27 protein-coding genes, 1 tRNA gene and 1 pseudogene are annotated in these 25,216 nt (G+C 63.4%); 15 read left to right on the top strand and 14 right to left on the bottom strand.

Translation table 11 applies throughout. The features are described 5' to 3' along the window. Positions 1-216: 216 nt before the first annotated feature. From egtD to PI93_RS08125, 5 genes are all read right to left on the bottom strand, one after another. Entirely contained in the window at positions 217-1,200 is a 984-nt protein-coding gene (egtD, locus tag PI93_RS08105) for an L-histidine N(alpha)-methyltransferase (RefSeq protein ID WP_052240465.1), read from the bottom strand. Beyond that, a complete protein-coding gene (gene egtB / locus PI93_RS08110) occupies positions 1,200-2,525 on the bottom strand; it encodes an ergothioneine biosynthesis protein EgtB (RefSeq protein WP_080759058.1) in 1,326 nt (441 codons plus the stop codon). Before egtB ends, egtD begins: the two co-directional genes overlap by 1 nt. 99 nt (positions 2,526-2,624) lie before the next feature. After that, on the bottom strand, positions 2,625-3,149 hold the full coding sequence (locus PI93_RS08115; RefSeq protein ID WP_039367074.1) for a chromate transporter: 525 nt from the start codon (positions 3,147-3,149) through the stop codon (positions 2,625-2,627). Continuing rightward, a complete protein-coding gene (locus PI93_RS08120) occupies positions 3,146-3,748 on the bottom strand; it encodes a chromate transporter (RefSeq protein WP_080759059.1) in 603 nt (200 codons plus the stop codon). Before PI93_RS08120 ends, PI93_RS08115 begins: the two co-directional genes overlap by 4 nt. 135 nt (positions 3,749-3,883) lie before the next feature. Beyond that, positions 3,884-4,081 carry a hypothetical protein gene (locus PI93_RS08125; RefSeq protein WP_039367075.1) on the bottom strand — a complete coding sequence of 66 codons (198 nt, stop codon included), beginning with the start codon at positions 4,079-4,081 and terminating at the stop codon, positions 3,884-3,886. 92 nt (positions 4,082-4,173) lie between these two features. On the opposite strand from PI93_RS08125, the gene PI93_RS08130 reads away from it, so the two are divergent. Next, a tRNA-Leu gene (locus PI93_RS08130) sits at positions 4,174-4,258 on the top strand. Positions 4,259-4,335: 77 nt separating this feature from the next. Here the strand turns inward: PI93_RS08130 and PI93_RS08135 are convergent. From PI93_RS08135 to PI93_RS08145, 3 genes and pseudogenes are all read right to left on the bottom strand, one after another. Beyond that, positions 4,336-4,644, bottom strand: a pseudogene (locus PI93_RS08135) (antibiotic biosynthesis monooxygenase family protein); the annotation flags it as partial. A 75-nt stretch (positions 4,645-4,719) separates the two neighbouring features. After that, positions 4,720-5,631: an alpha/beta fold hydrolase gene (locus tag PI93_RS08140; protein WP_039367077.1), complete on the bottom strand. Its 912-nt coding sequence runs from the start codon at positions 5,629-5,631 to the stop codon at positions 4,720-4,722. Positions 5,632-5,692: 61 nt separating this feature from the next. Beyond that, complete coding sequence (locus PI93_RS08145; RefSeq protein ID WP_039367079.1) at positions 5,693-6,259, bottom strand: helix-turn-helix domain-containing protein; 567 nt, start codon at positions 6,257-6,259, stop codon at positions 5,693-5,695. 253 nt (positions 6,260-6,512) lie between these two features. On the opposite strand from PI93_RS08145, the gene PI93_RS08150 reads away from it, so the two are divergent. The 8 genes from PI93_RS08150 (at position 6,513) to PI93_RS08185 (ending at position 14,828) form a co-directional block, all read left to right on the top strand. Next, entirely contained in the window at positions 6,513-7,877 is a 1,365-nt protein-coding gene (locus tag PI93_RS08150; RefSeq protein WP_039367080.1) for an LLM class flavin-dependent oxidoreductase, read from the top strand. A 71-nt stretch (positions 7,878-7,948) separates the two neighbouring features. Next, positions 7,949-8,449 (top strand): flavin reductase, encoded by a 501-nt coding sequence (locus PI93_RS08155; protein ID WP_039367082.1) that lies wholly within the window; start codon positions 7,949-7,951, stop codon positions 8,447-8,449. Between the two features lie 13 nt (positions 8,450-8,462). Beyond that, a complete protein-coding gene (locus PI93_RS08160; protein WP_052240466.1) occupies positions 8,463-9,719 on the top strand; it encodes an MFS transporter in 1,257 nt (418 codons plus the stop codon). Between the two features lie 64 nt (positions 9,720-9,783). Continuing rightward, positions 9,784-11,217, top strand: a complete 1,434-nt coding sequence (locus tag PI93_RS08165) for an NAD-dependent succinate-semialdehyde dehydrogenase (protein ID WP_039367084.1) — start codon at positions 9,784-9,786, stop codon at positions 11,215-11,217. Between the two features lie 181 nt (positions 11,218-11,398). Beyond that, positions 11,399-11,569, top strand: a complete 171-nt coding sequence (locus PI93_RS08170) for a DUF3311 domain-containing protein (protein ID WP_236105630.1) — start codon at positions 11,399-11,401, stop codon at positions 11,567-11,569. A gap of 3 nt (positions 11,570-11,572) precedes the next feature. Then, entirely contained in the window at positions 11,573-13,048 is a 1,476-nt protein-coding gene (locus tag PI93_RS08175) for a sodium:solute symporter family protein (protein ID WP_039367088.1), read from the top strand. A gap of 70 nt (positions 13,049-13,118) precedes the next feature. Then, entirely contained in the window at positions 13,119-13,604 is a 486-nt protein-coding gene (locus PI93_RS08180; RefSeq protein ID WP_080759082.1) for a 6,7-dimethyl-8-ribityllumazine synthase, read from the top strand. Positions 13,605-13,628: 24 nt separating this feature from the next. Beyond that, complete coding sequence (locus tag PI93_RS08185; protein ID WP_052240467.1) at positions 13,629-14,828, top strand: M20 aminoacylase family protein; 1,200 nt, start codon at positions 13,629-13,631, stop codon at positions 14,826-14,828. A gap of 55 nt (positions 14,829-14,883) precedes the next feature. Here PI93_RS08185 and PI93_RS08190 read toward each other — a convergent pair whose 3' ends face one another. From PI93_RS08190 to PI93_RS08210, 5 genes are all read right to left on the bottom strand, one after another. Continuing rightward, the gene (locus PI93_RS08190; RefSeq protein WP_080759060.1) at positions 14,884-15,321 is read right to left on the bottom strand and encodes a c-type cytochrome; all 438 of its coding nucleotides are present in this window, start codon (positions 15,319-15,321) and stop codon (positions 14,884-14,886) included. Positions 15,322-15,563: 242 nt separating this feature from the next. After that, entirely contained in the window at positions 15,564-16,370 is an 807-nt protein-coding gene (locus PI93_RS08195; RefSeq protein ID WP_039367090.1) for a transporter substrate-binding domain-containing protein, read from the bottom strand. A 42-nt stretch (positions 16,371-16,412) separates the two neighbouring features. Further along, positions 16,413-17,141 carry an amino acid ABC transporter ATP-binding protein gene (locus PI93_RS08200; RefSeq protein ID WP_039367092.1) on the bottom strand — a complete coding sequence of 243 codons (729 nt, stop codon included), beginning with the start codon at positions 17,139-17,141 and terminating at the stop codon, positions 16,413-16,415. Then, positions 17,125-17,778 carry an amino acid ABC transporter permease gene (locus PI93_RS08205; RefSeq protein WP_039367094.1) on the bottom strand — a complete coding sequence of 218 codons (654 nt, stop codon included), beginning with the start codon at positions 17,776-17,778 and terminating at the stop codon, positions 17,125-17,127. Before PI93_RS08205 ends, PI93_RS08200 begins: the two co-directional genes overlap by 17 nt. Continuing rightward, entirely contained in the window at positions 17,775-18,572 is a 798-nt protein-coding gene (locus tag PI93_RS08210; protein WP_052240468.1) for an amino acid ABC transporter permease, read from the bottom strand. The genes PI93_RS08205 and PI93_RS08210 overlap by 4 nt, the downstream gene beginning before the upstream one ends. A gap of 577 nt (positions 18,573-19,149) precedes the next feature. Here PI93_RS08210 and PI93_RS08215 point away from each other — a divergent pair. The 6 genes from PI93_RS08215 to ubiA all read left to right on the top strand — a co-directional run bounded on the left by PI93_RS08215 (position 19,150) and on the right by ubiA (position 24,246). Next, complete coding sequence (locus PI93_RS08215) at positions 19,150-19,611, top strand: Lrp/AsnC family transcriptional regulator (protein WP_039367097.1); 462 nt, start codon at positions 19,150-19,152, stop codon at positions 19,609-19,611. A 197-nt stretch (positions 19,612-19,808) separates the two neighbouring features. Next, complete coding sequence (locus tag PI93_RS08220) at positions 19,809-20,429, top strand: iron transporter (RefSeq protein WP_039367099.1); 621 nt, start codon at positions 19,809-19,811, stop codon at positions 20,427-20,429. A gap of 97 nt (positions 20,430-20,526) precedes the next feature. Continuing rightward, positions 20,527-20,850 (top strand): cupredoxin domain-containing protein, encoded by a 324-nt coding sequence (locus PI93_RS08225; protein WP_052240495.1) that lies wholly within the window; start codon positions 20,527-20,529, stop codon positions 20,848-20,850. Between the two features lie 59 nt (positions 20,851-20,909). Continuing rightward, a complete protein-coding gene (locus PI93_RS08230) occupies positions 20,910-21,746 on the top strand; it encodes an FTR1 family iron permease (RefSeq protein ID WP_039367102.1) in 837 nt (278 codons plus the stop codon). Between the two features lie 144 nt (positions 21,747-21,890). After that, positions 21,891-23,285, top strand: coding sequence for a 4Fe-4S binding protein (locus PI93_RS08235; RefSeq protein WP_191623343.1), 1,395 nt, complete (start codon positions 21,891-21,893; stop codon positions 23,283-23,285). 94 nt (positions 23,286-23,379) lie between these two features. After that, a complete protein-coding gene (gene ubiA / locus PI93_RS08240; protein WP_039367108.1) occupies positions 23,380-24,246 on the top strand; it encodes a 4-hydroxybenzoate octaprenyltransferase in 867 nt (288 codons plus the stop codon). A gap of 140 nt (positions 24,247-24,386) precedes the next feature. Here ubiA and proC read toward each other — a convergent pair whose 3' ends face one another. Next, positions 24,387-25,199 carry a pyrroline-5-carboxylate reductase gene (proC, locus tag PI93_RS08245; protein ID WP_039367111.1) on the bottom strand — a complete coding sequence of 271 codons (813 nt, stop codon included), beginning with the start codon at positions 25,197-25,199 and terminating at the stop codon, positions 24,387-24,389. Positions 25,200-25,216 lie beyond the last annotated feature (17 nt).

Below are 25,216 nucleotides of genomic sequence, written 5' to 3' on the forward strand. Positions count from 1 at the left end.
ACCAGAATCCAAATTTCGCGGCGCGCACAGCAGAGCTCTGCATGCATCAACGGCAGGATGGTGGCAGAACTTTAGCCGTGCGCTCGAAAAATTCACATTCTCACGTTGGACGAACGGCGCTGTGGCATCGGGCGGATGCAGCACGCGGACGACGTCGGCGATAAAGACGTCGCAACGTCGCCCGCACTGCGTTCGATGGGGGCAATGCGCGCGGGGTCAGCCGCCGCTGACAGGGCGTAGCAGATAGACGGCGAAACGCGAACGAGCGTCGAGCCAGACACGTTCGACATCCCATCCCGCAGAACTCGCCAGGGCACGGAACTCGGTTTGCCCGTACTTGTAGGAATTCTCGGTGTGGATGGATTCGCCCGTCATGAACGTGAAGCGATGGCCGAGCACGCTCGCCTGAAACGGGCGCTGCGCGACCAGATGCATCTCGATACGGCTCGCCGCCGCGTTGAAGCGGGCTTCGTGGCGGAAGGCGTCGAGCGGCAGGTCGCCGTCGAGTTCGCGATTGATGCGAACGAGCACGTTCAGATCGAACTGTGCCGTGACGCCGCGCGCGTCGTCGTAGGCGGGCAACAGCACGGCCGGGTCTTTGCACGCGTCCACACCGACGACCATCCGGCGACGTGGCCCGAGCATCTTGCCGACGTGCGCGAGAAACGCGGCCGCTTGCCCGGGGGCGAAGTTGCCGATCGTCGAGCCGGGGAAGAAGCCCAGGCGTGGCCCCTGCGTGGCCTGCAATTGCGGCGGCAGGCGGAACGGTCGGGTGAAGTCGGCCCGCACCGGCAACATCAGAATGCCGGGACAACGGCGTGCCAGCGTGGCGACCGCGTCGTCCAGGAAATCGCCGGCAATGTCGACCGGCACATAGGCGCGCGGGGTGACGAGGGCGTCGAGCAGCAGTGGTGTCTTGCGGCTCGAGCCGCTGCCGAATTCGACGACGACCGCATCCGGGCCGACAACATCGGCAATGGCGGCGGCACATTCGCCGAGCAGCGCCGTTTCGGTGCGCGTCTGATAGTACTCGTCGAGGCCGGTGATCTCTTCGAACAGTTCACTGCCGCGTTGATCGTAGAGCCAGATGCTGGGCAGCGACTTCGGCGTATGACCGAGGCCGGCGAGTACATCGGTGGCGAAGGCGTTTTCCGGCAGTGACGGACAAACGAACGCCGTGGCTTGGGTAGCTTGCGACATCAGCGGTCCTCCGCGAGCCTCAGGCCGCAGAATTGCCAGCGCTGATGCGGGTAGAAGAAATTGCGATACGTAGCGCGTGCGTGTCCCGGCGGCGTGGCGAGCGACCCGCCGCGCAGCACGAACTGACCGCACATGAACTTGCCGTTGTATTCGCCGACGGCCCCCGCTGCCGTCCGGAATCCCGGGTAGGCGACGTATGGACTTGCCGTCCATTGCCAGACCGGGCCATAGCATTGCGTCATCGCATGCGGCGTTGGTGCGGCGGCGTTGGCGGCCACCTCCCACTCTTGTTCTGTTGGCAGACGCTTGCCCGCCCAGCGAGCATAGGCATCGGCTTCGAAATAGCTGACGTGCCGCACGGGCGCATCGTCGTCGACGGGTTGCATGCCGGCGAGCGTCATCGACTGCCATTCGCCGTCGTGCAGCTCCCAGTACAGCGGATGGCCCCAACCCTCGCGTTGCACTGTCGCCCAGCCATCGGACAACCAGAGGCCCGCCATGCGATAGCCGCCGTCTTCGATGAAAGCGCGCCACTCGCCGTTCGTGACCACGCGCGATGCGATCGCAAACGGGCGCAGCAACACATCATGCGCGGGCGTTTCGCAATCGAACGCGAAATGCCCGCTCGATGCATTCGATTCCACCGGATGACCGATGCGATGCTGGCCGCCGTCATGGGCAATCCAGCGTAGCGGCGCGGCGATCTCGCGCACGGACGGCGGGTGACGATGCGCGGGGCGCAGCGGGTTCTGCGCGAACAGATGCAGCAGGTCGGTGTGCATCAGTTCCTGATGCTGCTCTTCGTGATGCAGACCCAGCGTGACGAGGGCGCGAACGTCTGGCGGCAGGTCGGCATGCAACAGCCGTTCGTGCATCGCGGCGTCGACGTGTTGACGGTAGCGCAGCACATCGTCGAGCGTGGGCCGCGTGAGCAAGCCGCGGTGGGGGCGCGGATGGCGCGGGCCGGCGGCTTCGTAATACGAATTGAAGAGATAGGCGAAGCGCGGGTCGAAGGGGCGGTAGCGTCCGCCGGACAGCGCCTCCGATTCCCCGAGCAGAAACGTCTCGAAGAACCAGGTGGTGTGGGCGAGGTGCCACTTGATGGGGCTTGCGTCGGGCATCGACTGCACGGTGGCGTCGGCGTCGGAGAGGCCTTGCGCAAAGGCCACCGACGCTGCGCGCACCGCGTCGTAGCGCGCGTGCAACGGTTCCGGCGCCGTCGGCACGTGAGCCGGCGGGCCGTCGCGTGCCGTGCGCGAGCGGGGGGTGTTCTGGGAGGTGCCGGAGGGCGCCTCGGCTTGCGACGTACAACAGGGGAGGGTCATGGGACACACCGTGTTGTGAAACGTGCTGCCTATTGTAGACCGGTTGTCGGCCTCCGTCTGTGACGGTTCGTAACCGTGGTCGGCCGGCCGGACTACGCCTTACATCAGCCAGCCGGTGAGGCCGAGCAGGCTGCCGGCGGCGATCAGCCACAGCGGATTCCAGCGAGTGCGCAAGGTGATGACGACGGCCGCGAGCGTCACGAGGGCACGCGCGACGTTGACGTCGATTTCGCGGGCGAGCACGGCGCTACTGGCGGCGAGCAGCCCGACGGTGATCGGCGCGAGGCCCGCGCGCACGGCGCGCACCCATGGGGAGCGTTCGTGCCGGTCGACCCATCCGCCGACGAGATAGGCGAGCAGCGAACTTGGCGCGCATTTCGCGAGCGTGGCGGTCAGCGCGCCGGGCAGTCCGGCGGCTTGCAGACCGATCAGCGTGACGGCCATGCCGTTGGGGCCGGGCGCGGCCTGAGCGAGCGAAAAGAACGTGACGAACTGGGCGTCGGTGATCCAGTGGCGGGTTTCGACGGCGTAGCGGTGAATATCGGCCAGCGTGACGTTGGTGCCGCCAACGGCCAGCAGCGACCAGAGCGAGCCGTGCAGGAACAGGTCGATGAGCGTGCTCATGGGGCGGGTGGTCGCAGGCGGGCCAATCGATAGGCGGTGAGAATCGCACAGGGGCCGAGCACGCCGAGCACGAGCAGCAGGGGCAGGCCGAACACGAAGCTGGCGATGAATGTTGCGGCGGCGAAGGTCAGGGTGCTCCAGTGCCGTTCCAGCCCGGCGAGCAGGCGCATTGCCGTGGCGATCACCAGCCCGGTGGCGGCGGGCATGAGGCCGGAGAGCAGGTGCTGTACGACCTCGGTTTGCCCCCATTGGGCGTAGGCGAAGCCGATCAGGATGATGACGATAGTTGGGCAGAAGTAAAGACCGGCGACAGCAGCGGCGGCGCCTTGCGGTCCACGGAACCGGCGTCCGAGAACGGTGGCGATGTTGGCGACATTCGGCCCTGGCAGCAGTTCGGCGAATTCCCGATCGGTCAGCCAGCGGCGTTGATCGACCACCATCCGGCGCGCCCAGGGCAGTACACCGCCGAAGCCTGTGGCGCCGACAGTGCCGAAGGCGACGGCGAGTTGCCAACAGGTGGGGGGACGCACGGCGGCGGCGGTGTCGTCGTCAGGCGTGTGCGACGCCGGATTGGCGTGACGATCAGGATCGGCGGACATGGAGACGAACGGGAGGCTGAACGAGGGGCATCGGTGTCGTGCACATGATGCGGGCATTGGCGCATGACCACGGCGACGCGCGACGGGCGGGCGCGTCGGCGCGTAGGGTCGGTTGCGCCGGATGGGCGCTACGTTTTACCCGTTGCCGATAGGGCCGTGGAGCTCGTGTTCGAGACGCACGACTTCCTGGGCGACGAGCGCGATGGCGTTGCGAATTTCCATGAGCGCGGTGTATAGCGCTTGCGCGTTCTGGGGGGATTGCAGGGCAACGTCGCGGGCAGCGGCTTCGATGGCGTCAAGCGACAGGGCGATACGGTCGAGATTCTCCAGCATGGATCGATCTCCGTGGGTGCGCGCAGTGCGGGCATGTCCCCATGATACCTAACTGACGTATCTCGGTGGGGGATGTTAGAATGCGTGCCCTTGCCGGGGTGATGAAATTGGTAAACATAGCGGACTTAAAATCCGCCGCCTTCGGGCTTGCCGGTTCAAGTCCGGTCCCCGGTACCACTTAGGCTTTTCGCCTTGTCAACCGACACACCGTCAACGCCATCGCGTTCTCGGGGGTGCGCGCTGACCTGAAGGGCTGCTCGAGATGGCGCGACCTTGCCGTCTCCATACTCCTTCAGCACTTTCGAAATCACGACGCGATAACCATCGAGCCAGCGCGACTGGTTCGCCTTCGCTTGCGCGTGAGTGGGATGCTCGATCAATTGGCGCATCGACGCTTCCGATTCCCAGTAGTAGACATTCTGGATCAGGCCCTCGGCGTTTTCCCACGTCTCTTCCCCGAGGTAACCAGGTATGGCTTTGGCAATGGCCGCGATACGTTGATCGAGTCGATGGAAATCGTCGTCGTACTGACCGGGTTTAAAGATGAATGTCGATGTGTACATGATTCGCTGCACTCAATTTGCTATCGTTCGATCGCGCTCGCAGTGCGCATGTTCTCGCATGCCAGACACCCGAAATCACTGAATAAACGCCGTAATGGCGGCCATGGTTGCTTGCGGTTGTTCTTCCATTAACCAGTGGCCGGCATTCGGAATGACAACGCCTTGCACGTTGCTCGCCGCCGCTCGGGCGACCGTCTCCATCATGGTGCCAAACGACTTCTCTCCGCCGATAGCGAGTACCGGCATTGGCAACGGTCCTTGGGTCAGGAACGCCCGATTGTCGATCACGTCCTGATCGAAGGCGTGAAACTGCTCGAAGCCGGAATGCATGGCACCGGGCAGCGCATAGAACCGCGTGTAATGCTGACGCGAAGCCTCATTGAAATTTTTGGGGTCCGCCGAGAACTCGTTCCAGAATCGGTCGAGGTAAATGCGCTCGCGTCCCTTGACCAGCCGCTCCATATCGGGTCCGCCGAAACGGAAATGCCATAGGAGCGGGCTCTTCAGAATGTCCTCCCACGGACCGACGCCGGGGATGGGGGCATCCATGAGGACGAGCTTTGTCACGCGCTCAGGCTGCTCGGCGGCAAAGGCGTAGGCCACCATATTGCCGATGTCGTGAGCCACGACATCGACCTTGCCGATCCGAAGCGTATCCAGTACCCCCGCAATATCGCGTGCTTCGTTCTTCTTGTCGTAGCCCGTAGGTGGATGGTCGGAAAGCCCCATGCCGCGAAGGTCGGGGACGACGACCGTGTGATTTGCCGCGAGCTTCGCAGCGAGTGGCGCCCACATGTCGCCGGTCTCACCATAACCGTGCAGCAAGACGACCGCAGGTCCGTGACCGCCGACGCGCACATGAATCCTGGCGCCATTGGTCGCGATGGTCTGGTGTTTGAAATCGGCGGGAAATGAAAAGACGTCGGCCGCCGCCGGGAACGCGTGAAGCGAGACGATCAACAACAGAAACGAGAGAAGCTTCCGCATGTCTGACTCCCAAAGGTTGATCAAGCCGATCTGCCAGTGGTGCGGATAGCCTCACAAATGACTATCGACGCACCAGCGCCACCACGTACACACAGGGTTGTTTCCCTGCGTTAAAGAAAGTGCACGGCGCAGGCGGTCCGAGCTGAAGACAGTCGCCCTCCGACAACGCATACGTCAACTCTCCTTCCTCGAAAGTCAACGTGCCCTGACGCACCCAGATTTGTTGATGCTGAAACGTAAATGCCGACGACGGATACGCCACGCGCACGCCCGCCGGTAGCGTGACCTCGAGCAATTCCAGCATGCCGCCGTTGCGCGGCGACACGGCGCGGCGCAGATAGCCCGTCTCCGGGTCTTGCCAGACCAACTGATCCGCTTCGCGGCTCAGCCGCTCGCCTGACTGCTCGGCCAGCGAGAGCAACATCGACAATTGCAACCCGAATGCGCCGGACAGACGCCCCAGCAGTGCCGCCGTCGGACTGGCGGCGCCGCGCTCGATCTTGCTGATCATCGCCTTCGACACGCCAGAACGATCGGCAAGGTCGCCCAACGACCATCCGCGAGATTCGCGCTCGATACGGATGCGGTGAGAAATCGCAGGGGTGGGATCGACCATCGGGGGAGGCATGCCGTGATTCCATGGGTTCGGGTGCCGGAATTATACAAGTCGCCTCTCTCTCAGTCCGTATTCCGACGCGCCTCTCCTGCCAAAAACCCCCGACACGCCACGGCATCGACACCGCGCTATCCCCTCGAGGGACGACTCGAATCTCAGTGTTAACCCTTGTGTGAAATATTTTTGATCGTAGTCAATCGTCTACTATAGTAAACGGCAACGACGGTTGATTCCGTCCTCAATCTGTTGCAGACAAGGAGTAGACATGCCCCGTGAAATCCGACTCAACGCCTTCGAGATGAACTGCGTGGGCCACATCCAGCAAGGTCTCTGGACGCATCCTCGCGATCAATCCACCCGCTACGGCGAGTTGCAATACTGGGTCGACTACGCCAAGAAGCTCGAGAAGGGACTCTTCGACGGGATGTTCTTCGCCGACGTGGTCGGTGTCTACGACGTCTATGGCGGCAACGCCGACGCTGCGCTTCGCAACGCGGTTCAAGTGCCGGTCAACGATCCGCTGATGCTGATCCCGGCGATGGCCGCCGCGACCCAACATCTCGGCTTCGGTGTGACGGCCAACCTGACTTACGAGCAACCGTTCCTGTTTGCTCGCCGCATGTCCACGCTCGACCATCTCACCGGTGGGCGCATCGGCTGGAACATCGTGACGGGCTATCTCGACAGCGCGGCGCGCGCCATCGGCATCGAAGGCCAGATTGCCCACGACGATCGCTATGACCTGGCCGACGAGTACATGTCGCTCGTCTACAAGCTTTGGGAAGGCAGTTGGGATGACGATGCCGTTGTCGCCGACCGCGCGGGCGGTGTCTACGCCGACCCGTCGAAGGTTCGTGTCATTCATCACCACGGCAAACAGTACAAGGTCGACGCGATGCACCTGTGCGCACCGTCGCCCCAGCGCACCCCCGTGCTCTATCAGGCCGGCTCGTCGCCGCGCGGTTGCCAGTTCGCGGCAACGCATGCCGAATGCGTCTTCGTGAATGGCCAGAAGATGGATGGAGTGAAAGAGATCGTCGGCACGATTCGCGCGCAGGCCACGCAGTTCGGCCGCAATGCTGACGACGTCAAGATCTTCATGGGCGCCACGCCGATCGTGGGCCGCACCGACGCCCAGGCGCAGGAGAAGTTCGAGGAGTACCGCCGTTATGTCAGCTCGGAAGGGGCGCTTGCTCACGCCGCGGCGTCGCTCGGCATCGACTTCGCCAAATACGACATCGACGAACCCATCGATACGGGCAAGAGCCAGGCCATCGTGTCGAACGTTACGGCCATGACCCGTGCCGCCGGTCCGCAATGGACGCGCCGCAAACTGCTTGAGCAGATGGTGTTGGGCAGCCGTCAGACGCCGTGGGTCGGCTCGGCAGAGACGATCGCCAACCAGATGATGGCGTGGAGCGAAGCGACCGGCATCGATGGCTTCAACCTGTCGCGCACGGTCGTGCCGGAATGCTTCGAAGACATGATCGATCTGGTCGTGCCGCTGCTTCAGGAGCGAGGCGCCTACAAGACGTCGTATCGCGAAGGCACCTATCGCAAGAAACTCTTCGATCGTGATCGTCTGCCGCAAACGCACACCGCAGCCCAGTATCGTGCGGGCGCCAAATGAGCGTCATTCCGAATCTGAACGGTCAAGTGTGAAGCGAGTTGAGTGAGGTATCGGACATGGACAGGATCACGATGGACAAATCGATCTTCCGCGAAGCAATGGCGGGCCTCGGGGCTGCCGTCAACGTCATCACCACGAACGGCCCCGGCGGCCTCGCGGGCTGCACGGCTTCGGCCGTCTGCGCGGTGACTGACGATCCGCCGACATTGCTGGTGTGCATCAATCGTGCGAGCCGCAACAATGCCGTGATGCGCGAGAACGGCCGCTTGTGCGTGAATGTGCTGTCGGCAGATCAGCGCGACATCGCCATGCAGTTCGCGACGAAGGATCTGTCGATCGAGACTCGCTTCGCGAGCGGCGACTGGGACCAGATGGAGACTGGTGCGCCGTCGCTGCGCGGCGCGGTCAGCGCGCTGGACTGCGAGGTGGCGTCGGTCACCGAAGTCGGCACGCACACGGTGTTCTTCTGCGAAGTCAAAGCGGCACGCACCACCGATGCGCTCGATGGGCTGATCTATTTCGCGCGCGGCTTCCATCGCGTCGGACTGGCCGCACAGCCCGTCGCCGCCTGAGGAATGCCACAGCATGGAACGTGTGTCGAAGGGGGCCGATTCGCAACAGGGCATCCGGCAAGGTGCGCCGCGCGGCAGGGTAGCTTCGCTGGTGATCGTTCTGCTGGCGCAGGTGGCCGCGATGGGCGTCTGGTTTTCGTCGACGACTGCCGTGGCGCTCATCAAGCGCACGCAGGAGATCGCCTCGGCGGACGAGGCCATGCTCACCGGCGCGGTGCAACTGGGCTTCGTCATCGGCACGGTGATCTCGGCGACGCTGGCCTTGCCTGACCGTTACGACCTGCGCCGGATCTTCGCGGCGTCTGCGCTGATGGCGGCGCTGTCCACCGGCGCACTCGCCGTGTTGCCGCCGACCGGTCCCGCCGTCGTCCTGTTGCGTTTGATGACGGGCATGTGCATGGCCGGCGTGTATCCCGTGGGCATCCGGCTCGTGACGACGTGGGCCAATGCGGACCTCGGTCTGCTGATCGGCTTGCTGGTCGCGGCGCTCACGCTCGGGTCGGCCAGTCCGCATCTGGTGGGCGGGCTGCCCGAGCTCGACTGGCACTGGGTGTATCTGGTGGCGGCGCTGTTGGCGGTGGCCGCCGGTATCGCCATCGGCTTCGCCAGCATCGGGCCGAACATCAAGCGCGCCGCACGCGTCGATCTGTCGAAAGTCACGCAGGCATGGCGCAACCCGGCCGTCCGGCTGGCGAACCTCGGCTACCTCGGTCACATGTGGGAGCTGTACGCGATGTGGGCGTGGCTGGGCTTGTTCCTTCAGTACACGCTGTCGTCGCATGGCGTGAGCGACTTCCGCGAGAAAGCCGAAATGCTGACGTTTGCAGTGATTGCGTTCGGGGCACTCGGCGCCTGGGCAGGCGGTCTGCTGGCGGATCGCGTGGGCCGCACGCTCGTCACGATCGGTGCGATGGCGTTGAGCGCGACGTGCGCGGCCACCATCGGCTGGATATCCCACGCACCGCTCGCGGTCGTCGTGATCGTCGCCTTCGTGTGGGGGGCTTCGGTGATCGCGGATTCGGCGCAGTTCTCGGCCGCAGTCGCGGAGTTGTCCGATCCGACATCGGTCGGCACGTTGCTCACGGCACAGACCTGTGCCGGGTTCCTGATCACGCTGGTGAGCATCCGGCTGGTGCCGGTCGTTCAGGCGCACCTCGGGTGGCCGGGTGGCATGGGGCTGCTCGCCATCGGTCCGGCGCTTGGCTGCGTAGCGATGTGGCGCCTGCGTCAACACCCGGAAGCCCGTCGCATGGCCGGTGGAAAGCGATAGCGCCGGCTGTGCGGCACCTTGCACCTTCTGATCGTCCTTTCATCACGTAATTCGAGACGTAGACATGTATTCCTATCCAGACATCAAGATGCTGATCGGTGCCGAGTGGCGTAGCGCGCCCGGCCAACCGGTGACGAACCCGTCGGAAGGCACCGTGATCGGCACGGTACCGGTCGCCGGCGTTGCCGATCTCGACGACGCGCTCGCGGCCGCCGCACAAGGCTTTAAGGTATGGCGCCGCGTGCCGCCCGCGCAGCGCGCCGAAATCATGCTGCGCGCGATCGCGTTGCTCAAGGAGCGGGTCGAAAGCATTGCGTTCGCCATTTCGCTGGAACAGGGTAAGACGCTGGCGCAAGCGCGCGCCGAAGTGCTGCGCGGTTGCGATCTGATGACGTGGGACGCCAACGAAGGCAAACGACTCTACGGTCGCGTCATTCCGGCCGAGCCGGGCATGCGCCACACGGTGATCCGTGAACCGGTCGGGGTAATCGCCGCTTTCACGCCGTGGAACTTTCCGATGAGTTCGCCGGCCCGCAAGGTCGGCGGTGCGCTCGCCGCGGGTTGCTCGATCATCCTGAAGGCAGCGGAAGAGACGCCCGCCGGTGCGGTGCTCATGGCACAGGCGTTCCGCGATGCCGGATTGCCCGATGGCGTGTTCAATCTCGTGTTCGGCGATCCGGCCATGATTTCGTCGCACCTGATTGCCAGTCCCGTGGTGCGAGGCATCACGTTCACGGGATCGACGCCGGTGGGCAAGCATCTCGCCGGACTGGCGGCGCAACACATGAAGCCCGCCATTCTCGAGCTTGGCGGTCATGCCCCGGTCATCGTTTGCGAAGACGCCGACCCCGAGGCGGCCGCGCTCGCTTGCGTCAAGGGCAAGCTCAACAACGCAGGGCAGGTGTGTGTCGCACCGACGCGCTTCTTCGTGCACCGCAACGTGTACGACGCCTTCGTGGCCGCCTTCGCCCGGCATGGTGGCGCGATTCGCGCCGGTCACGCGCTGGAGTCTTCCAGCGACATCGGCCCGGTCGTGAACGAACGCCGTCTCGCGGCACTGCACTCACTGGTCGACGACGCCGTGGCGCGTGGCGCGCGCGTGGTCTGCGGCGGTCAGCGTCACGAGGGACCCGGCTATGTGTTTCCGTTCACCGCACTGGCCGACGTGCCGGCCGACGCGCGCACCATGCAGGAAGAGCCGTTCGGCCCGCTGTCGCTGATCGTGCCGGTCGACAGTCTGGATGAAGCCATCGAGCGCGCCAACAGCGTGCCGTATGGCCTCGCAGGCTACGCCTTCACGCGTTCGGCGGCCAACGCCTACCGACTGGGCGAGGCCCTCGAAATCGGCAACCTGGCCATCAATCATCTGGTCTCGGCCGTGTCGGAGACACCCTTCGGCGGTGTCAAGGACAGCGGTTACGGGCGGGAGGGCGGGACCGAGGGACTCGAGTGCTACACGCACGTCAAGAGCATCTCGCATCTCATGGATCCGGCGTAACCCGACGGCGGATCAGGCGCGGTGATCGTACGGGACACGCTTCACCGCATTCGTGACGAGCCAGAACGCCGGGCGTCAATTCCGACGCCCCGGTGTCCGGTTCGATAAGCAGACGGGAATAATCTGGAGACAGTTGATGCGGCCTGTATATCTTTTAGCACTCCTACCAGTGTTGGCGGTTTTGGTAGGTCCGTTTTTCGTCAACAGGGTCACGCCCTACATTCTCGGCATGCCGTTTCTGCTGGTGTGGCTGTCGGGGGCACTGGTGATGACGTCGGTGGTGATGGCGATCATTTTCTACGCCGACAAGGCACGCCTCGAGTCCGGCAGCGCCGGGCGCGAAGGAGTCTGACCCATGAACAGCGCACTGATCTTTATCTTTCTGGCCATTGCGGTCGCCCTGTTCCTGGGGATTCGCGCGCGTCGCGGCAAGGACATGAGTCTGGAGCAATGGGCCGTTGGCGGTCGCGGCTTCGGCGCGGCTATCGTGTTCCTGCTCATGGCGGGCGAGATCTACACGACGTTCGTGTTTCTCGGCGGTAGCGGTTATGCCTACGGGCACGGCGCAGGCGCGTATTACCTGCTCGGCTACGGCAGCCTGCCGTTCATTCTGTCGTATTTCCTGTTGCCGCCGATCTGGCGTTATGCCAAGGAGCGCGGCCTGATTTCACAGCCCGACTTCTTTGCCTCGAAGTACAACAGCCAGAAGATGGGCGTGCTGGTCGCGATTGTCGGCTTCGCTGCCCTGATTCCCTATCTCGTGCTGCAACTCAAGGGGCTTGGCATCATCGTCAGCGTGTCGTCGTATTCGGCCCTCTCGGCGAATCAGGGCGTGCTGATCGGTGCGGTCGTGGTGGCGGTGTATGTCGCGCTCTCCGGCGTGCATGGCTCGGCCTGGACATCGGTGGTGAAAGACGCGCTCGTCATGTTCGTCGCGATCTTCCTTGGCCTCTATCTGCCGTATCACTACTACGGCGGCGTGGGCGAGATGTTCGCGGCCATCGAGAAGGCAAAGCCGGGCTTCCTTGCGCTTCGCGATGTGGGGGAAAGCCCGGTGTGGATGGTCTCGACGGTGATTCTCTCGACGTTGGGCTTCTATATGTGGCCGCACATGTTCATGGCGGTCTACACGGCCAAGCGCGAAGAGGTGCTGCGTCGCAATGCGTTCGTGCTGCCGATCTACCAGCTCATGCTGCTGTTCATCCTGTTCGTCGGCTTTTCCGCGGTGCTCGCGGTGCCGGGCCTCACGGGGGGCGACATCGATCTGGCGCTGTTCAAGGTGTCGCTCCAGACGTTCGATCCGTGGTTCGTGGGCGTGATCGGTGCGGCAGGGGTGCTCACGGCGCTGGTGCCGGGCTCGATGATCCTGATGACCTCGGCCACGCTGTTGGCGAACAACGTGTACCGTCCGCTGCGTCCGCAAGCGACCGATGCGCAGGTGGCGCGTGTGGCCAAGTGGCTGGCGCCGGCGGTCATGGCGCTGGCGGTGTTGTTCACGCTGAACGGCGGCCAGACCATCGTGGCGCTGTTGCTCATGGCGTATGCGTTGGTGACGCAGTTGTTCCCGGCGTTGCTGGCCAGTCTCTTCACAAAGAATCTGGTGACGCGTCCGGCGGCCTTCGCCAGCATCATCGTTGGCGAAGCGACGGTGGCCTGGGTGTCGCTCACGAAGAAGTCGGTGGCCTCGCTGTTCCCGTTCCTGCCGGACGCACTGAAGGACCTCAACGTCGGCATCGTCGCGTTGGTGTTCAACGTGGTGACGCTGGTGGTCGTAACGCTACTCACGCGTCGCACGGCGACGGCAGCGCAATTGGCGGCAGACGCTTCCTGAGGCCGACGGCATGAAGCGCGCGAGTGTCGTGTGCCCGACGGGCGCGGGGCGCTCGCGCGAACGACTAGACATGATGAATTCCTTCGACATTTCCCGCATCGCGTTCGTGCAGGCCGGTTGGCATGCCGACTTGCTCAACGGCGCACGCGATGCGTTTTTTTCCCGGATGGCGGAACTGGGTGTGCCCGATGGGCGGATCGTCAGTTTCGATGTGCCCGGCGCGTTCGAGATCCCATTGTTTGCGCGTCGGCTTGCCGTGACCGGCGAATACGACGCGATCGTCGGGGCGGCATTGGTCGTCAATGGCGGCATCTATCGACACGAGTTCGTGGCGCAGGCGGTCGTCGACGGACTGATGCGCGTGCAACTCGACACCGACGTGCCGGTGTTCTCGATGTCGCTCACGCCGCACCACTTCCACTCGCATGACGAGCACGACACTTTCTTTAGAGAGCACCTGCGGCACAAGGGGCGCGAGGTTGCAGATGCCTGCGCCGGGATGTTGCGCGCGCTTTCGGCCATCTCGCCCGACGCTGGCCGGGCCGGCACGGACTGACACGCATTTCACGGAATATCAGACATGAAGCCTTTGAGCGATCTGGACGCGCTGCTCGCCGGTAGCGACGAAGCGCTGCGCACCTTGCGCCGCGATCTGCATGCCAACCCCGAACTGCGTTTCGAGGAGCGTCGCACGGCCGACGTCGTTGCGCGTTTTCTCGATGAACTGGGCTACGTCGTCGATCGTGGCATGGCCGGCACGGGCGTGGTGGCGAGCCTGCCCGGCCGGGACCCGTCGCGCGGGATTGTCCTGCGTGCAGATATGGACGCGCTACCGATTCAGGAGGCGAATACGTTTTCGCACGCGTCGTGTCATCACGGCGTGATGCATGCCTGCGGGCACGACGGTCACACCACGATGTTGCTGGGAGCGGCCAAGATGCTCAGGCAATTGCCGCAACTGCCAGGGTCCGTGCATTTCGTTTTCCAGCCCGGCGAGGAAGGCGGTGCGGGGGCGCAGAAGATGATCGACGACGGGCTGTTCGAGCGGTTCCCGACGGAGGCCGCGTTCGGCATGCACAACTGGCCGAGCCTGCCCGCAGGCGAGTTCGGGCTGCGCACGGGGCCGATCATGGCCGCCGGGGTGCGCTTTCGGATCACGGTGCGAGGCAAGGGCGCGCACGCGGCCCAACCGCACCTCGGACTCGATCCGATTCCGCTCGCATGCTCACTGGTGCTTCAGTGTCAGACGCTCGCCGCACGCCATAAAGATCCGGTGGCGCCGGCAGTGGTGTCCGTCTGCATGATGCATGCCGGGGATACGGACAACGTCATTCCGGACACGGCGGAGTTGCGTGGCACGATTCGCACGCTATCGTCGGCGGTGCTGAATCAGTTGCAGGACGACATCCGCCGGATCGCGGGCGGAATGGCAACGGCCTACGGCGCGGTCATCGACGTGGAGTTCTTCCAGTACTACCCCGCGACGGTGAATTCGGCGCAGGCGGCCGGACTTTGCGAACGGGTGATTCGCCAAACGTTCGGCGATGCCGCGACACATGCCGACGTGCCGCCGAACATGACGTCGGAGGACTTCGGCTTCATGCTCGAAGCCAGGCCGGGTGCCTACGTGCTGATCGGCAATGCGCCGCGCGGTGAGGCCGCAGTGGGTCTGCACCATCCGGCTTACGACTTCAACGACGACATCATCCGCGATGGCGTGCGGTACTGGGTGGCGTTGGCGAAGGGGTATTTCGAGGCGTATCCCGCAGCGCTTGTGTAACGATGTGCTGGCCGGTGGCGCGAGTGCGTGCTGCCGCGCCTCACCTCACGTCATCTCATTTGAACGTGTACAGGTAGGCGATCAGATCCGCGACCTTGCGTTCGTTGCCGATGCCCCAGAAGCGCATCTTCGTACCGGGCACGGTCTTGCCGGGGTTGGCGATGAAGGCGGCAAGCGTCTTGTCGTCCCACACGATCCCGGACTGTTTCATTTCCTTCGAGTAGTCAAAGTCTGGCAGGCTGCCGGCGCGGCGGTGGGCCAGGCCGTTGAGCTGTGGGCCGAACCCCGACGCCGCCATCGGACCGACCGAATGGCACGACGCGCAGCGCGACGCGAACAATGCCTTGCCCGCCTCGATATCCGGTGCAGCGAAGGCCGAAGCGGCGAACGTCGCTAACGCAAACGTCAATGCGCCGGCTCGCACGCGTGCGACAGGGGCGGTGTGGCGCAGAAGAGAGGCCGATAGGAGCAGGGCGAGGGAGCGGGCGGTCATGGGTGGATGGTCAGTCGGGACGCTTTTTGACAGCAAGCCGCTAACTTACCGTTTTCCGCCAGACACGACCAGTGGGACCCGCACGCCCGGGTGCGACATCGTGTCGCGAGTGCCGGGGCCTGGCACCCGGCACGCAACGGTTGAATCGATGCCGTGGCGGGAAACGCCGCCACGACACCGGCTGGCAACACGCGCGAGCCACCTGTCGCTACGCGTGTTGCCAGCGTCCATGCGAAGCGCTATTACGCTGCGCCCTTCGTCACGCTATCCGGCAGATCGCGGCCGTGATACTTCTTGTAGATCGCATTGAGCTTGCCGTTCTTCAGATTGGTCTTCACCCAGTTGTTGATCCAGTCCTTGAGCGCCGGCTGATTCCTGTTGAGTGCGATACCCAGATCAAATTCCTTCTGCGCAAACTTCAGTTCGAGGTTCTTCTCCGGTGCGCGCTTGATCATCTCGCCAAGGTTCGACGGCGTACTCGAGAATATGTCGACCTGACCCGTCACCATCGACGTGATCAGTGTGGCGTCGTCTTCATAGCGAACGATCTGCGCGCCCTTCGCATTCTGCGTGGTGAGCGTGTCGTTCACCGTCGCGCGGGTGAGGCCAATGCGTTTGCCGTTCAGGTCCTCATAGCCTTTGATGTTCATGCTCTTGGGCCCGCCGACGATAATCGAAATGACGGCGTAAGGAACCGAGAAGTCGATCACCTGCGCACGTTCCGGTGTGATCGAGAGATCGGCCACCACGATGTCCGCGCGGTTCGCTTGCAGCGTCGGCACGCGCGCGGCATTCGTGACGGACACGATATCGAGCTTCACGCCCAGATCCTGTGCAAGCAACTTGGCGGTGTCGACGTCCGAGCCCGCCGGTTGCAGATTGGCATCGGCAAACGAATACAACGGCGTACCCATGGCGATGGCGACGCGAATCTTGCCCGCTTTCTTGATGTCGTCGAGCTGATCGGCAAAGGCAGCGTGCGCCATCGCGCCGAGCAGGACTGCGGCACAGGTCTGGGTAAACAACGCCTTGAACGTCTTGAGTTTCATGCAGTGGTCTCCTTGGAATGATGTGTTGTCGTGACTGTGCGCTTACAGCCCGTTGGCGAGGAATGCGCGTAGTTCGGGCGTTTGCGGGTTGTCGAGCATCTCGCCCGGACCGACTTCCCACACCTTGCCCTGATGCATGTAGATGATTTGATCGGCCACACGCTTGGCAAATGCCATTTCGTGCGTGACGAGCAGCATTGTCATGCCGTCGGCGGCAAGATCTTCCATGACGCGCAGCACTTCGCCCGTGAGTTGCGGATCGAGTGCCGACGTCACTTCGTCGAACAGCATGACTTTCGGCGACATGGCGAGCGAACGTGCGATGGCCACGCGTTGTTGCTGGCCACCGGAGAGCTGCTCGGGATAGCTGTCGGCCTTGTCGGAGAGGCCCACTTGCGCGAGCACGCGCTTCGCGACTTCCTCGGCTTCGCTGCGCCCGAGACGCTTCACATGACGCAGCGCGAGCATGATGTTCTCGCGCACGCTCAGATGTGGAAAGAGGTTGTAGCTCTGGAAGACGATGCCGACTTCGCGGCGCAGTTGATGCAGGTCGATCTGCGGATCTTCCACGCGAATGCCGCACACTTCGATGGAGCCTTCGTCGATGGTTTCCAGACGGTCGATACAGCGCAGCGCCGTGCTCTTGCCCGAACCGCTTGCGCCAATGATGGCGACCATCTTGCCGCGCTCCACTTCGAACGACACGCCCTTGAGCACCGGGTTGTCGCCGAAGCGTTTGTGAATCTGGTTGACCTTAACGATTGCCGACATTGAGCCTGTCCTCCAGTGATGCGCTCCAGCGCGAGAGCGGGTAGCACAGCACGAAATAAAACACCCCTACCAGCGAGAACACGAGGAAGGGCTGGAAAATCGAGTTGTTGATGATCTGACCGGCTCGGGTGAGCTCCACGAAACCGATCACCGAGGCGAGCGATGTCATCTTGATGATCTGCACGAGGAAGCCGATGGTCGGCGGCAGCGACAGACGCACGGCCTGCGGAATGATGACGAGACGCAGCGTCTGCCAGCGCGAGAACGACAGGCACTCGGCGGCTTCCCACTGTGCACGCGGCATCGCTTCGACGCATCCACGCCAGATGTCGCCCAGATAGGCGCTGGTGTAGACCATCAGCGCGAGGGCGGCCGCCACGATGGCGGGCAACTCGAAGCCGTATACCGACAGGCCGAAGTAGACGATGAACAGCAGAATCAGCAGCGGAATGCCCTGAATCGCTTCGATGAACACTTGCGCGGGCAAGCGCAGCCAGCGACGCGGCGAGATGCGCGCGAGCATCACGAGAAACCCACCGGCACTGCCCAGTACGAACGCGATCAGCGAGAGCACCAGCGTCCAGCCGATGGACTGCACCAGATACCCGAAATAGGTCCAGGAAAAGTTGCCGATCATGAGGCACTCCGTTGTGCGGTATTGCTGCCCGTGGTGCCTGTTGCGCCCGTGACGCTCACGCCCGCGGTACGCGAGGCGGCGGCGCGTCGGCGCGCGGCCTGTACCGTCTGTGCGGCGGCGCGTCGCACGACACGGCGGCGTCGGAAGAAATACTCGCCGGCGGCCCACGCCACGAGCTTCACCAGCAGTGACAGACCGAGGTAGAGCGCGGCCACGACGATGTACGTCTCGAGCGAGCGGAACGTGTCCGACTGCACGGTGTTGGCGACGGCGGTGAGTTCTTCGGCGGAAATCTGCGATGCCATGGCCGAGGCCTGCATCATCAGAATGAATTGCGTGGTGAGGGCGGGGTACACCTTCTCGATGGACGGTTGCAGCATGACATGCCACGCAATGCGCCACTTCGACAGCCCCAGACATTCGGCGGCTTCGATCTGACCGCGTGGCACCGACTCGAGCCCGGCGCGAATGATCTCCGCCGCATAGGCCCCGATGTTGATCACCATCGCAATGACCGCCGCGGCGAACGTCGGCATGTGCACGCCAAGGCTGGCGAGACCGAAATAGAGCAGGAAGATCTGAACGAGGAAAGGGGTGTTGCGGACCGACTCGATGTAGATGCTGCAAAGACGAACGAGCCAGCGATGACGGCTACGCTTGGCAAAGGCGACCAGCGTGCCGGCAGCGGTGCCGATCACGACCGAGAGAGCGGTCATCTTGAGCGTGAGCCACGCGCCTTCGAGAAAAACTGGCCAGTAAGGCACCAGCGGAGCGAAATTCAACGAGAAATGCATGGCAAACGCCTGTCTCCGGTGACGTTCGGGGCCGACGCGCCAGGCAGCTTGCGTTGCGGTTATGACATCCGCGGTTGCCGTGGAGGGTCTTTCTTGTACGTCGTCATATAAGTGATGTGATTTTGCGCATCGCTGATCGGCGTTGTCAATAGCCAGCGGTTGGGGGGATACCCTTGTCTATTGCCTTGATAGAACAAGGGTTATAGGGCGATTTGAATCGAGTGGCGGGCTGCCGCAGCTTGCGTGAGGCGGCCTCAACGACCGGTTGATGGTGGCGGGTCGAGTCCCCTTGTCATCGTATCTCTTGCTGTTGGCGATGACGGAGGGCGTCCCGTGCGATGGCTGGTTTTATAATCGCGCTTGGCCGAGCGTCTGCCTCGCTCGGCATCTCTCGATGGAAGACCATGCAACCGATCAACGAGTGCAGCGTTGGCGCGACATCGCGCGATTCAGACATGCGGTGCCGAGATGACCACTTCCGAAAAAGGGGGGCCGCCGCCCGCGTTATCGGGATTCGCGAACGTACCCGGCATGCCGCGACGTTCCAGGGTAACGACGACTCGCGGGGCGACGCCCGATGACATTGTCCACGACGGCACTCGACGAACTCGACCGTAATCTGCTCGCACTGCTGCGAGTGAATGCGCGCGAGAGCACGGCCAATCTCGCGCGCCGCCTCGGGGTGGCGCGCACGACTGTGGTGGCCCGCATCGGTCGGCTCGAACAGGCCGGCGTTATCGCCGGTTATACCGTGCGACTCGGGCAGGATGCGGCCGGCGGCGGGTTACAGGCCTGCGTCGGTATCAGTGTGCAGCCGCGCTCCGGGCGCGACGTGATGCGGCGTTTGAACAAGATGCCGGAGATCCACCTGCTGTGTACCGTCAGCGGTGAGTTCGACTATGTGGCCTGGTTGCACGCGGCGTCGCCGGATCAGCTCGACGGGCTGCTCGATACGATTGGCGAGATCGATGGGGTGACCCGCACGACGACGTCCGTGGTGCTGGCCCGGAAGATCGACCGGGGCGGCGTGCTGCCGTGAACGGTCGGTGACGTCCGGTAATTTTCCGTAACCAGTCGCTAAGAATGGTCGCGCACCCCCGTCGGTGCTCGCGCAACCCTCGAATTTCCCGTTTATCCCCGTGATGCCTTGACTTCGCTCGTTTGTCTGGCGGTGGCGAAGGTGCTAAACTTATTGAGAATTGTTTGCATTAACTTCTTCATCCATCTGGAGTGCGTATGCGCGTGAAATCCCTCGTGGCAGCGGTGTTGCTTGCCGGTGCGGCCACCATGGCTCAGGCCGCCGAGTTTCCTATCGGTAAACCGCTGAATGTGGCGGGCATGGAAATCAACACGGTGTATCTCCAGCCGATCACGATGGAACCGGCCGGCATGATGCGCGATGCTGCCAAGTCGGACATCCACCTCGAGGCCGATATTCACGCGATCGCCAAGAACCCGAACGGTTACGCCGAAGGCGACTGGATTCCGGGGCTGGAAATCACGTACAAGCTGCAAAAAGTGAACAAGGACGGCAAGCCGGACGGCGCTGCCATCGAAGGCCTGATGATGCCGATGGTTGCGAGCGATGGCCCGCACTACGGCGATAACGTCAAGTTGGCAGGTGTCGGCAAGTACAAGCTGACGATGGTCGTCAACGCGCCGGGCACGCTTCAGGAATTCGGTTGCAAGATGGGGGGCGCGCCGGCCGCTGGCGCCCACGCCGCGCATGGCGGCATGGGCCCGTGGTGTTTCGGCCGTCACGTCGACAAGGAAACGGGCGTGGGTCCGTGGTTCAAGCCGATCACCAAGGAAGTCGATTTCACTTTCTCGGGTATTGGCAAGAAGGGTGGCTACTAAGCCCGTATAACTCTGATGCAGCGTTGGCCAATGGGCCAGCGCTGTTTTCGTTTGGAGCAGAAGGATGAATCAGCGCATCGCGCGCCTGCTGGCCACGATGGCGGCCCTGGTGGTGACTCTGTTGGCGTTGGGCGCACCGTCGCTTGCCCGTGCCGATGACTTGCCGACCTTCAGGCTGGAAATGAACAACGGCAAACTCAATCCGGCGCGCATCGAAGTGCCGGCCGGCAAGCGCATCAAGATCGAGGTACACAACACCGGAACGAATGCCGTCGAGTTTGAAAGTCTGCAACTGCGCAAGGAAAAGGTGCTGGCACCGGGCGCACAGTCGTTCGTGGTGATCGCACCGTTGCAGCCCGGCGAGTACAAGTTTTTCGACGATTTCCATCAGCAGGCGCAAGGCGTGATCGTCGCCAAGTAAGCCACGCGGAAGTCGTTTCAGTCACACGGTAAGACACGCATCACGAGAGGAATCACACGATGGGTCAGGTCATGTTCATCGTCTGGCGCGAAAGCGTCGAGGCATTGCTGGTCGTAGGCATTCTCCATGCCTGGCTGGCCAACCCTGAGCACGGCGCCAAGCGCGGCCTGCCCTATCTTTGGGCCGGTGTCGCGCTCGGGATCGCCGCCGCCGTGGCGCTGGGCGCCGCGCTGGTCGGTTTCACCGAAGTGCTGTCGGGCGACGCGCAGGATTACTTCCAGACCGCCATGGTGCTGATCGCCTGCGTGCTGATCGTGCAGATGGTCTTCTGGATGAAGCGCCACGGGCGAACGCTCAAGCGCGATATGGAGTCGTCGTTACAGAAGAATCAGGATCGGGGCACATGGTGGGGCGTGCTGGTGCTGGTGGCGCTGGCGATTGCCCGCGAAGGCAGCGAGACGGCCATCTTTCTGTACGGCATCGGCTTCGGCCAGCAGGGCAGCGTGCCACTGACCATGTGGCTCGCCGTGCTGATCGGTTTCGTGCTGGCGCTGCTCACGTTCTGGTTGTTGCAGTTGGGCGGCAAGATCTTCTCGTGGCGTCTGTTCTTCCGCGTCACGGAAATCATGCTGTTGTTTCTGGCGGCGGGGCTGCTCGAGTCGGGGCTGGACCGCCTGATCTCGCTGGAGTTTGTGCCGACGCTGGTCGACCAACTGTGGGATACTTCCGCGATTCTTGACGACGCCAGCCCGTTTGGCAGCCTCGTCGCCACCCTGACGGGGTATCGCGCGCATCCGTCCGGCATGAATTTGTTGGTGTATGCGGTGTATTGGGCCTTCATGTGGGCGCTGCTCAAGCGGGCAGGCGCTCCGGCCAAGCAGGTCAAGCCCGCCTGAGCGGGCCAAGCGCACCGGCCGGAGTCACTCCCGGCCAGTGCGTCGCAACGGTCTAAACGGACGCGCGGGGCAGGATTCACAAACGCCTGCCATATCGAAAAGCGCCGTTAGCCAGTAAGTCATCCCCCGACGTACGAGTTGAGCATGAGCATCGCCATACCTGTCCCGAACCGACTGGCCCGAGTGGGCCTTTGGATGCAACGTCACGGCAAGCTGATACGTGGCGTGCAGTGGGGCGTCGTGCTGGTTTATGCGTTTCTCATCTGCGTGCCGGTCTTGATGCCGTTGCCTGACGAGACGGCCCACATTCTCGATAACCTCACCGTCTTTGCGCAGTTCACGTTCTGGGGCATCTGGTGGCCGTTCGTGCTCATCAGCATGGTGCTCATGGGACGTGTCTGGTGCGGGGTGCTGTGCCCGGAAGGCACGCTCTCGGAATTTGCGAGCCGTCACGGGCGCGGACGCGCCATTCCCCGCTGGATGCGCTGGGGCGGCTGGCCGTTCGTGGCGTTTGCCGGCACGACGCTGTACGGCCAGATGGTCAGCGTCTACCAATACCCGAAGGCGGTGTTGCTGGTGCTCGGCGGCTCGACCCTCGGCGCGATGGTGATCGGCTATTTCTACGGGCGCGACAAGCGTGTGTGGTGCAAGTATCTGTGCCCGGTCAATGGCGTGTTCTCGCTGCTCTCGCGTCTCGCCCCGTTCCATTTCAAGGTCAACGAAGACGCCTGGCGTCGCTCGTATCACACCAACGGCCGCAAGATTATCCCGATCAATTGCGCGCCGCTCGTGCCGCTGCGCAATATGAAGGGCGGTGCGGACTGCCATATGTGCGGCCGCTGCGCCGGGCATCGCGACGCCATCGAACTGTCGAGCCGCTCGCCGAGCGAAGAGATCGTGAAGTTCGGTGCGACCGATCACAACAGCGTCTGGGACAGCGTGCTTCTCATGTACGGCCTGCTCGGCGTGGCCATCGGCGCGTTCCACTGGACGGTGAATCCGTGGTTCGTCGCCACCAAGACCTTGCTGGCGACGTGGCTCATCGATCACGACATCATGTGGCCGTTCGCGACGAACGCGCCGTGGTACGTGTTCACGAATTACCCGGATCAGAGCGATGTCTTCACGTGGCTCGACGGCGGCATGGTCGTCACGTACATCCTCGGCAACGGTCTGCTGCTCGGTCTGGCGTTCACGATCATCTTCGCGCTGGCCAACCGGGCGATGGGGCCGTGGCAAACGTCACGATTCAATCATCTGGTGCAATCGTTGATCCCGATTGCCGGGGCCGGTGTGTTCATCGGCCTGTCGGCCACGACGATCAGCCTGCTGCGCGCCGAGCATCTGCCGGTGTACTGGGCCAATGACGTTCGCGCGGCCATCCTCGTGGTGACCACGCTGTGGAGTCTGTGGCTGGGCTGGCGTGTGACGGGGCGTCATGCCCGATCGTTCGGGCGGCGTCTGGCCGGCATGGCTGGTGTTGTGGCGGCGCTGGCGCTGGTCAACTGGCTCTGGTTGCTGATGTTCTGGATCTGGTAATGCCGGGGGCGCCCATGGCAGCCATGGCGCCCCGATTGGCGAGCATCCGGCCCGTGGCCTACAATGTCGCCACAAGTCTTTCTGTGTGACGCCCATGTTGCTCGCTCAACGCCTCCCGCTGTATTTCCGCCTCGTTCGCCTCGACAAGCCGATCGGCACCGTGCTGCTGTTGTGGCCGACGCTCGCGGCGTTGTGGATCGCATCGAACGGGCATCCCGATCCGCTGTTGCTCGTGATCTTCACGCTCGGCACGTTCCTGATGCGCTCGGCGGGTTGCGCCATCAACGATTACGCCGACCGCGACTTCGACAAGTTCGTCAAACGCACGAAAGAGCGTCCGATTACCTCGGGGCGCATTCGCGCCTGGGAGGCAGTTGCCGTGGCCGCCACGCTCGCGCTGGTGAGCTTCCTGCTGATTTTGCCGCTCAACGCGCTGACCAAGTGGCTGTCGATCCCGGCACTGTTCGTGGCGGGCACCTATCCGTTCACCAAACGCTTTCTGGCGATTCCGCAAGCCTACCTTGGTGTGGCGTTCGGCTTCGGCATTCCGATGGCGTTCGCCGCCGTGCAGGATCAGGTGCCGGTCATCGCATGGGTGCTGCTGCTCTCGAACGTGTTCTGGTCGGTCGCGTATGACACCGAATACGCGATGGTCGATCGCGACGACGATCTGAAGATCGGCATCAAGACGTCGGCCATCACGTTCGGCCGTTTCGACGTGCTGGCGATCATGCTCTGCTACGCCGCCGCGCTTGGCATTCAGGCGGGCGTCGGTGCATATCTGGGCTTTGGCTGGCCATTCTGGCTGGGCATGGCCGTGGCAGTGGGCTTCGCGATCTATCACTACTTCCTGATTCGCGGACGCGAGCGCATGCCTTGCTTCGCGGCGTTTCGTCACAACAACTGGCTCGGCGCCGCTGTGTTCGCCGGCATCGCCGGACACTATCTGCTGACGGCCTGAGCGCGGCGTCTGAGCGCCTGACCGACGACGTCAGGAACGGTACCAAACAAAACGGCCCGCATGCGGGCCGTTTGTCGTGAGTGGGGGGCGGGCGCTTGTCAGCGATCCGCTATCAGCTATCAGCTATCAGCTATCAGCTATCAGGCGTCGCCCAACTCGTCGCCGAGTTCCCGGGCGCGGGAGTTGGCGGCGTGCACGCCACGCACGATCGCGGCCTTGATGGCGTCGCGATCGAACGAGCTGAGCGCGGCAAACGTCGTGCCGCCCTTGGACGTCACGCGCTCACGCAGCACGCTCGCCGGCTCGCTCGACTGCGCCGCCAGTTGCGATGCGCCGGTGAACGTGGCGATGGCCAGTTGGCGACCTTGCTCGGGCGTGAAGCCCAATTCCTGAGCGGCTTGCTCCAGCGCTTCGATGAAATAGAACACGTAGGCGGGGCCGCTGCCCGAGATTGCCGTCACGCCGTCGAGCTGGCTTTCCTTTTCGACCCAGACGATCTGACCTGCCGCACCCAGCACGTTTTCGGCACGCTTGCGTTGGTCCGAATCCACGCCCGAGAGCGCGGCCAGGCCGGTAATGCCCATGCCGATCAGCGCGGGCGTGTTCGGCATGCAGCGCACGATCTGGTTGTGACCGCCAAGCCAGCGCGCCAGATCGGAGGCGCGAATGCCTGCCGCAATGCTGATGACCAGTTGGCCATTCAGGTGCGGCTGAAGCGCTTGTGCGACGTCCTTGAGGACTTGCGGTTTGACGGCCAGCACGAGCGTGTCGTAATCGCGCAGACGGTCGTTGGGTGCGCTGGCGGTCTCGACGCCATACTGCTTGGCGAGGCCGTCACGGGTCGATTCGTTGACGTCGATGGCGAGAATGTCGCGCGGGGCCGTGCCGCGTTTGACGAGTCCGCCGATCAGGGCGTTGGCCATATTGCCGCCGCCGATGAATGCAATTCTCATAACCATCCTTTGCGTTG

This window comes from Pandoraea fibrosis (assembly GCF_000807775.2).
In the GTDB taxonomy this organism is placed as follows: Bacteria; Pseudomonadota; Gammaproteobacteria; order Burkholderiales; family Burkholderiaceae; genus Pandoraea; species Pandoraea fibrosis.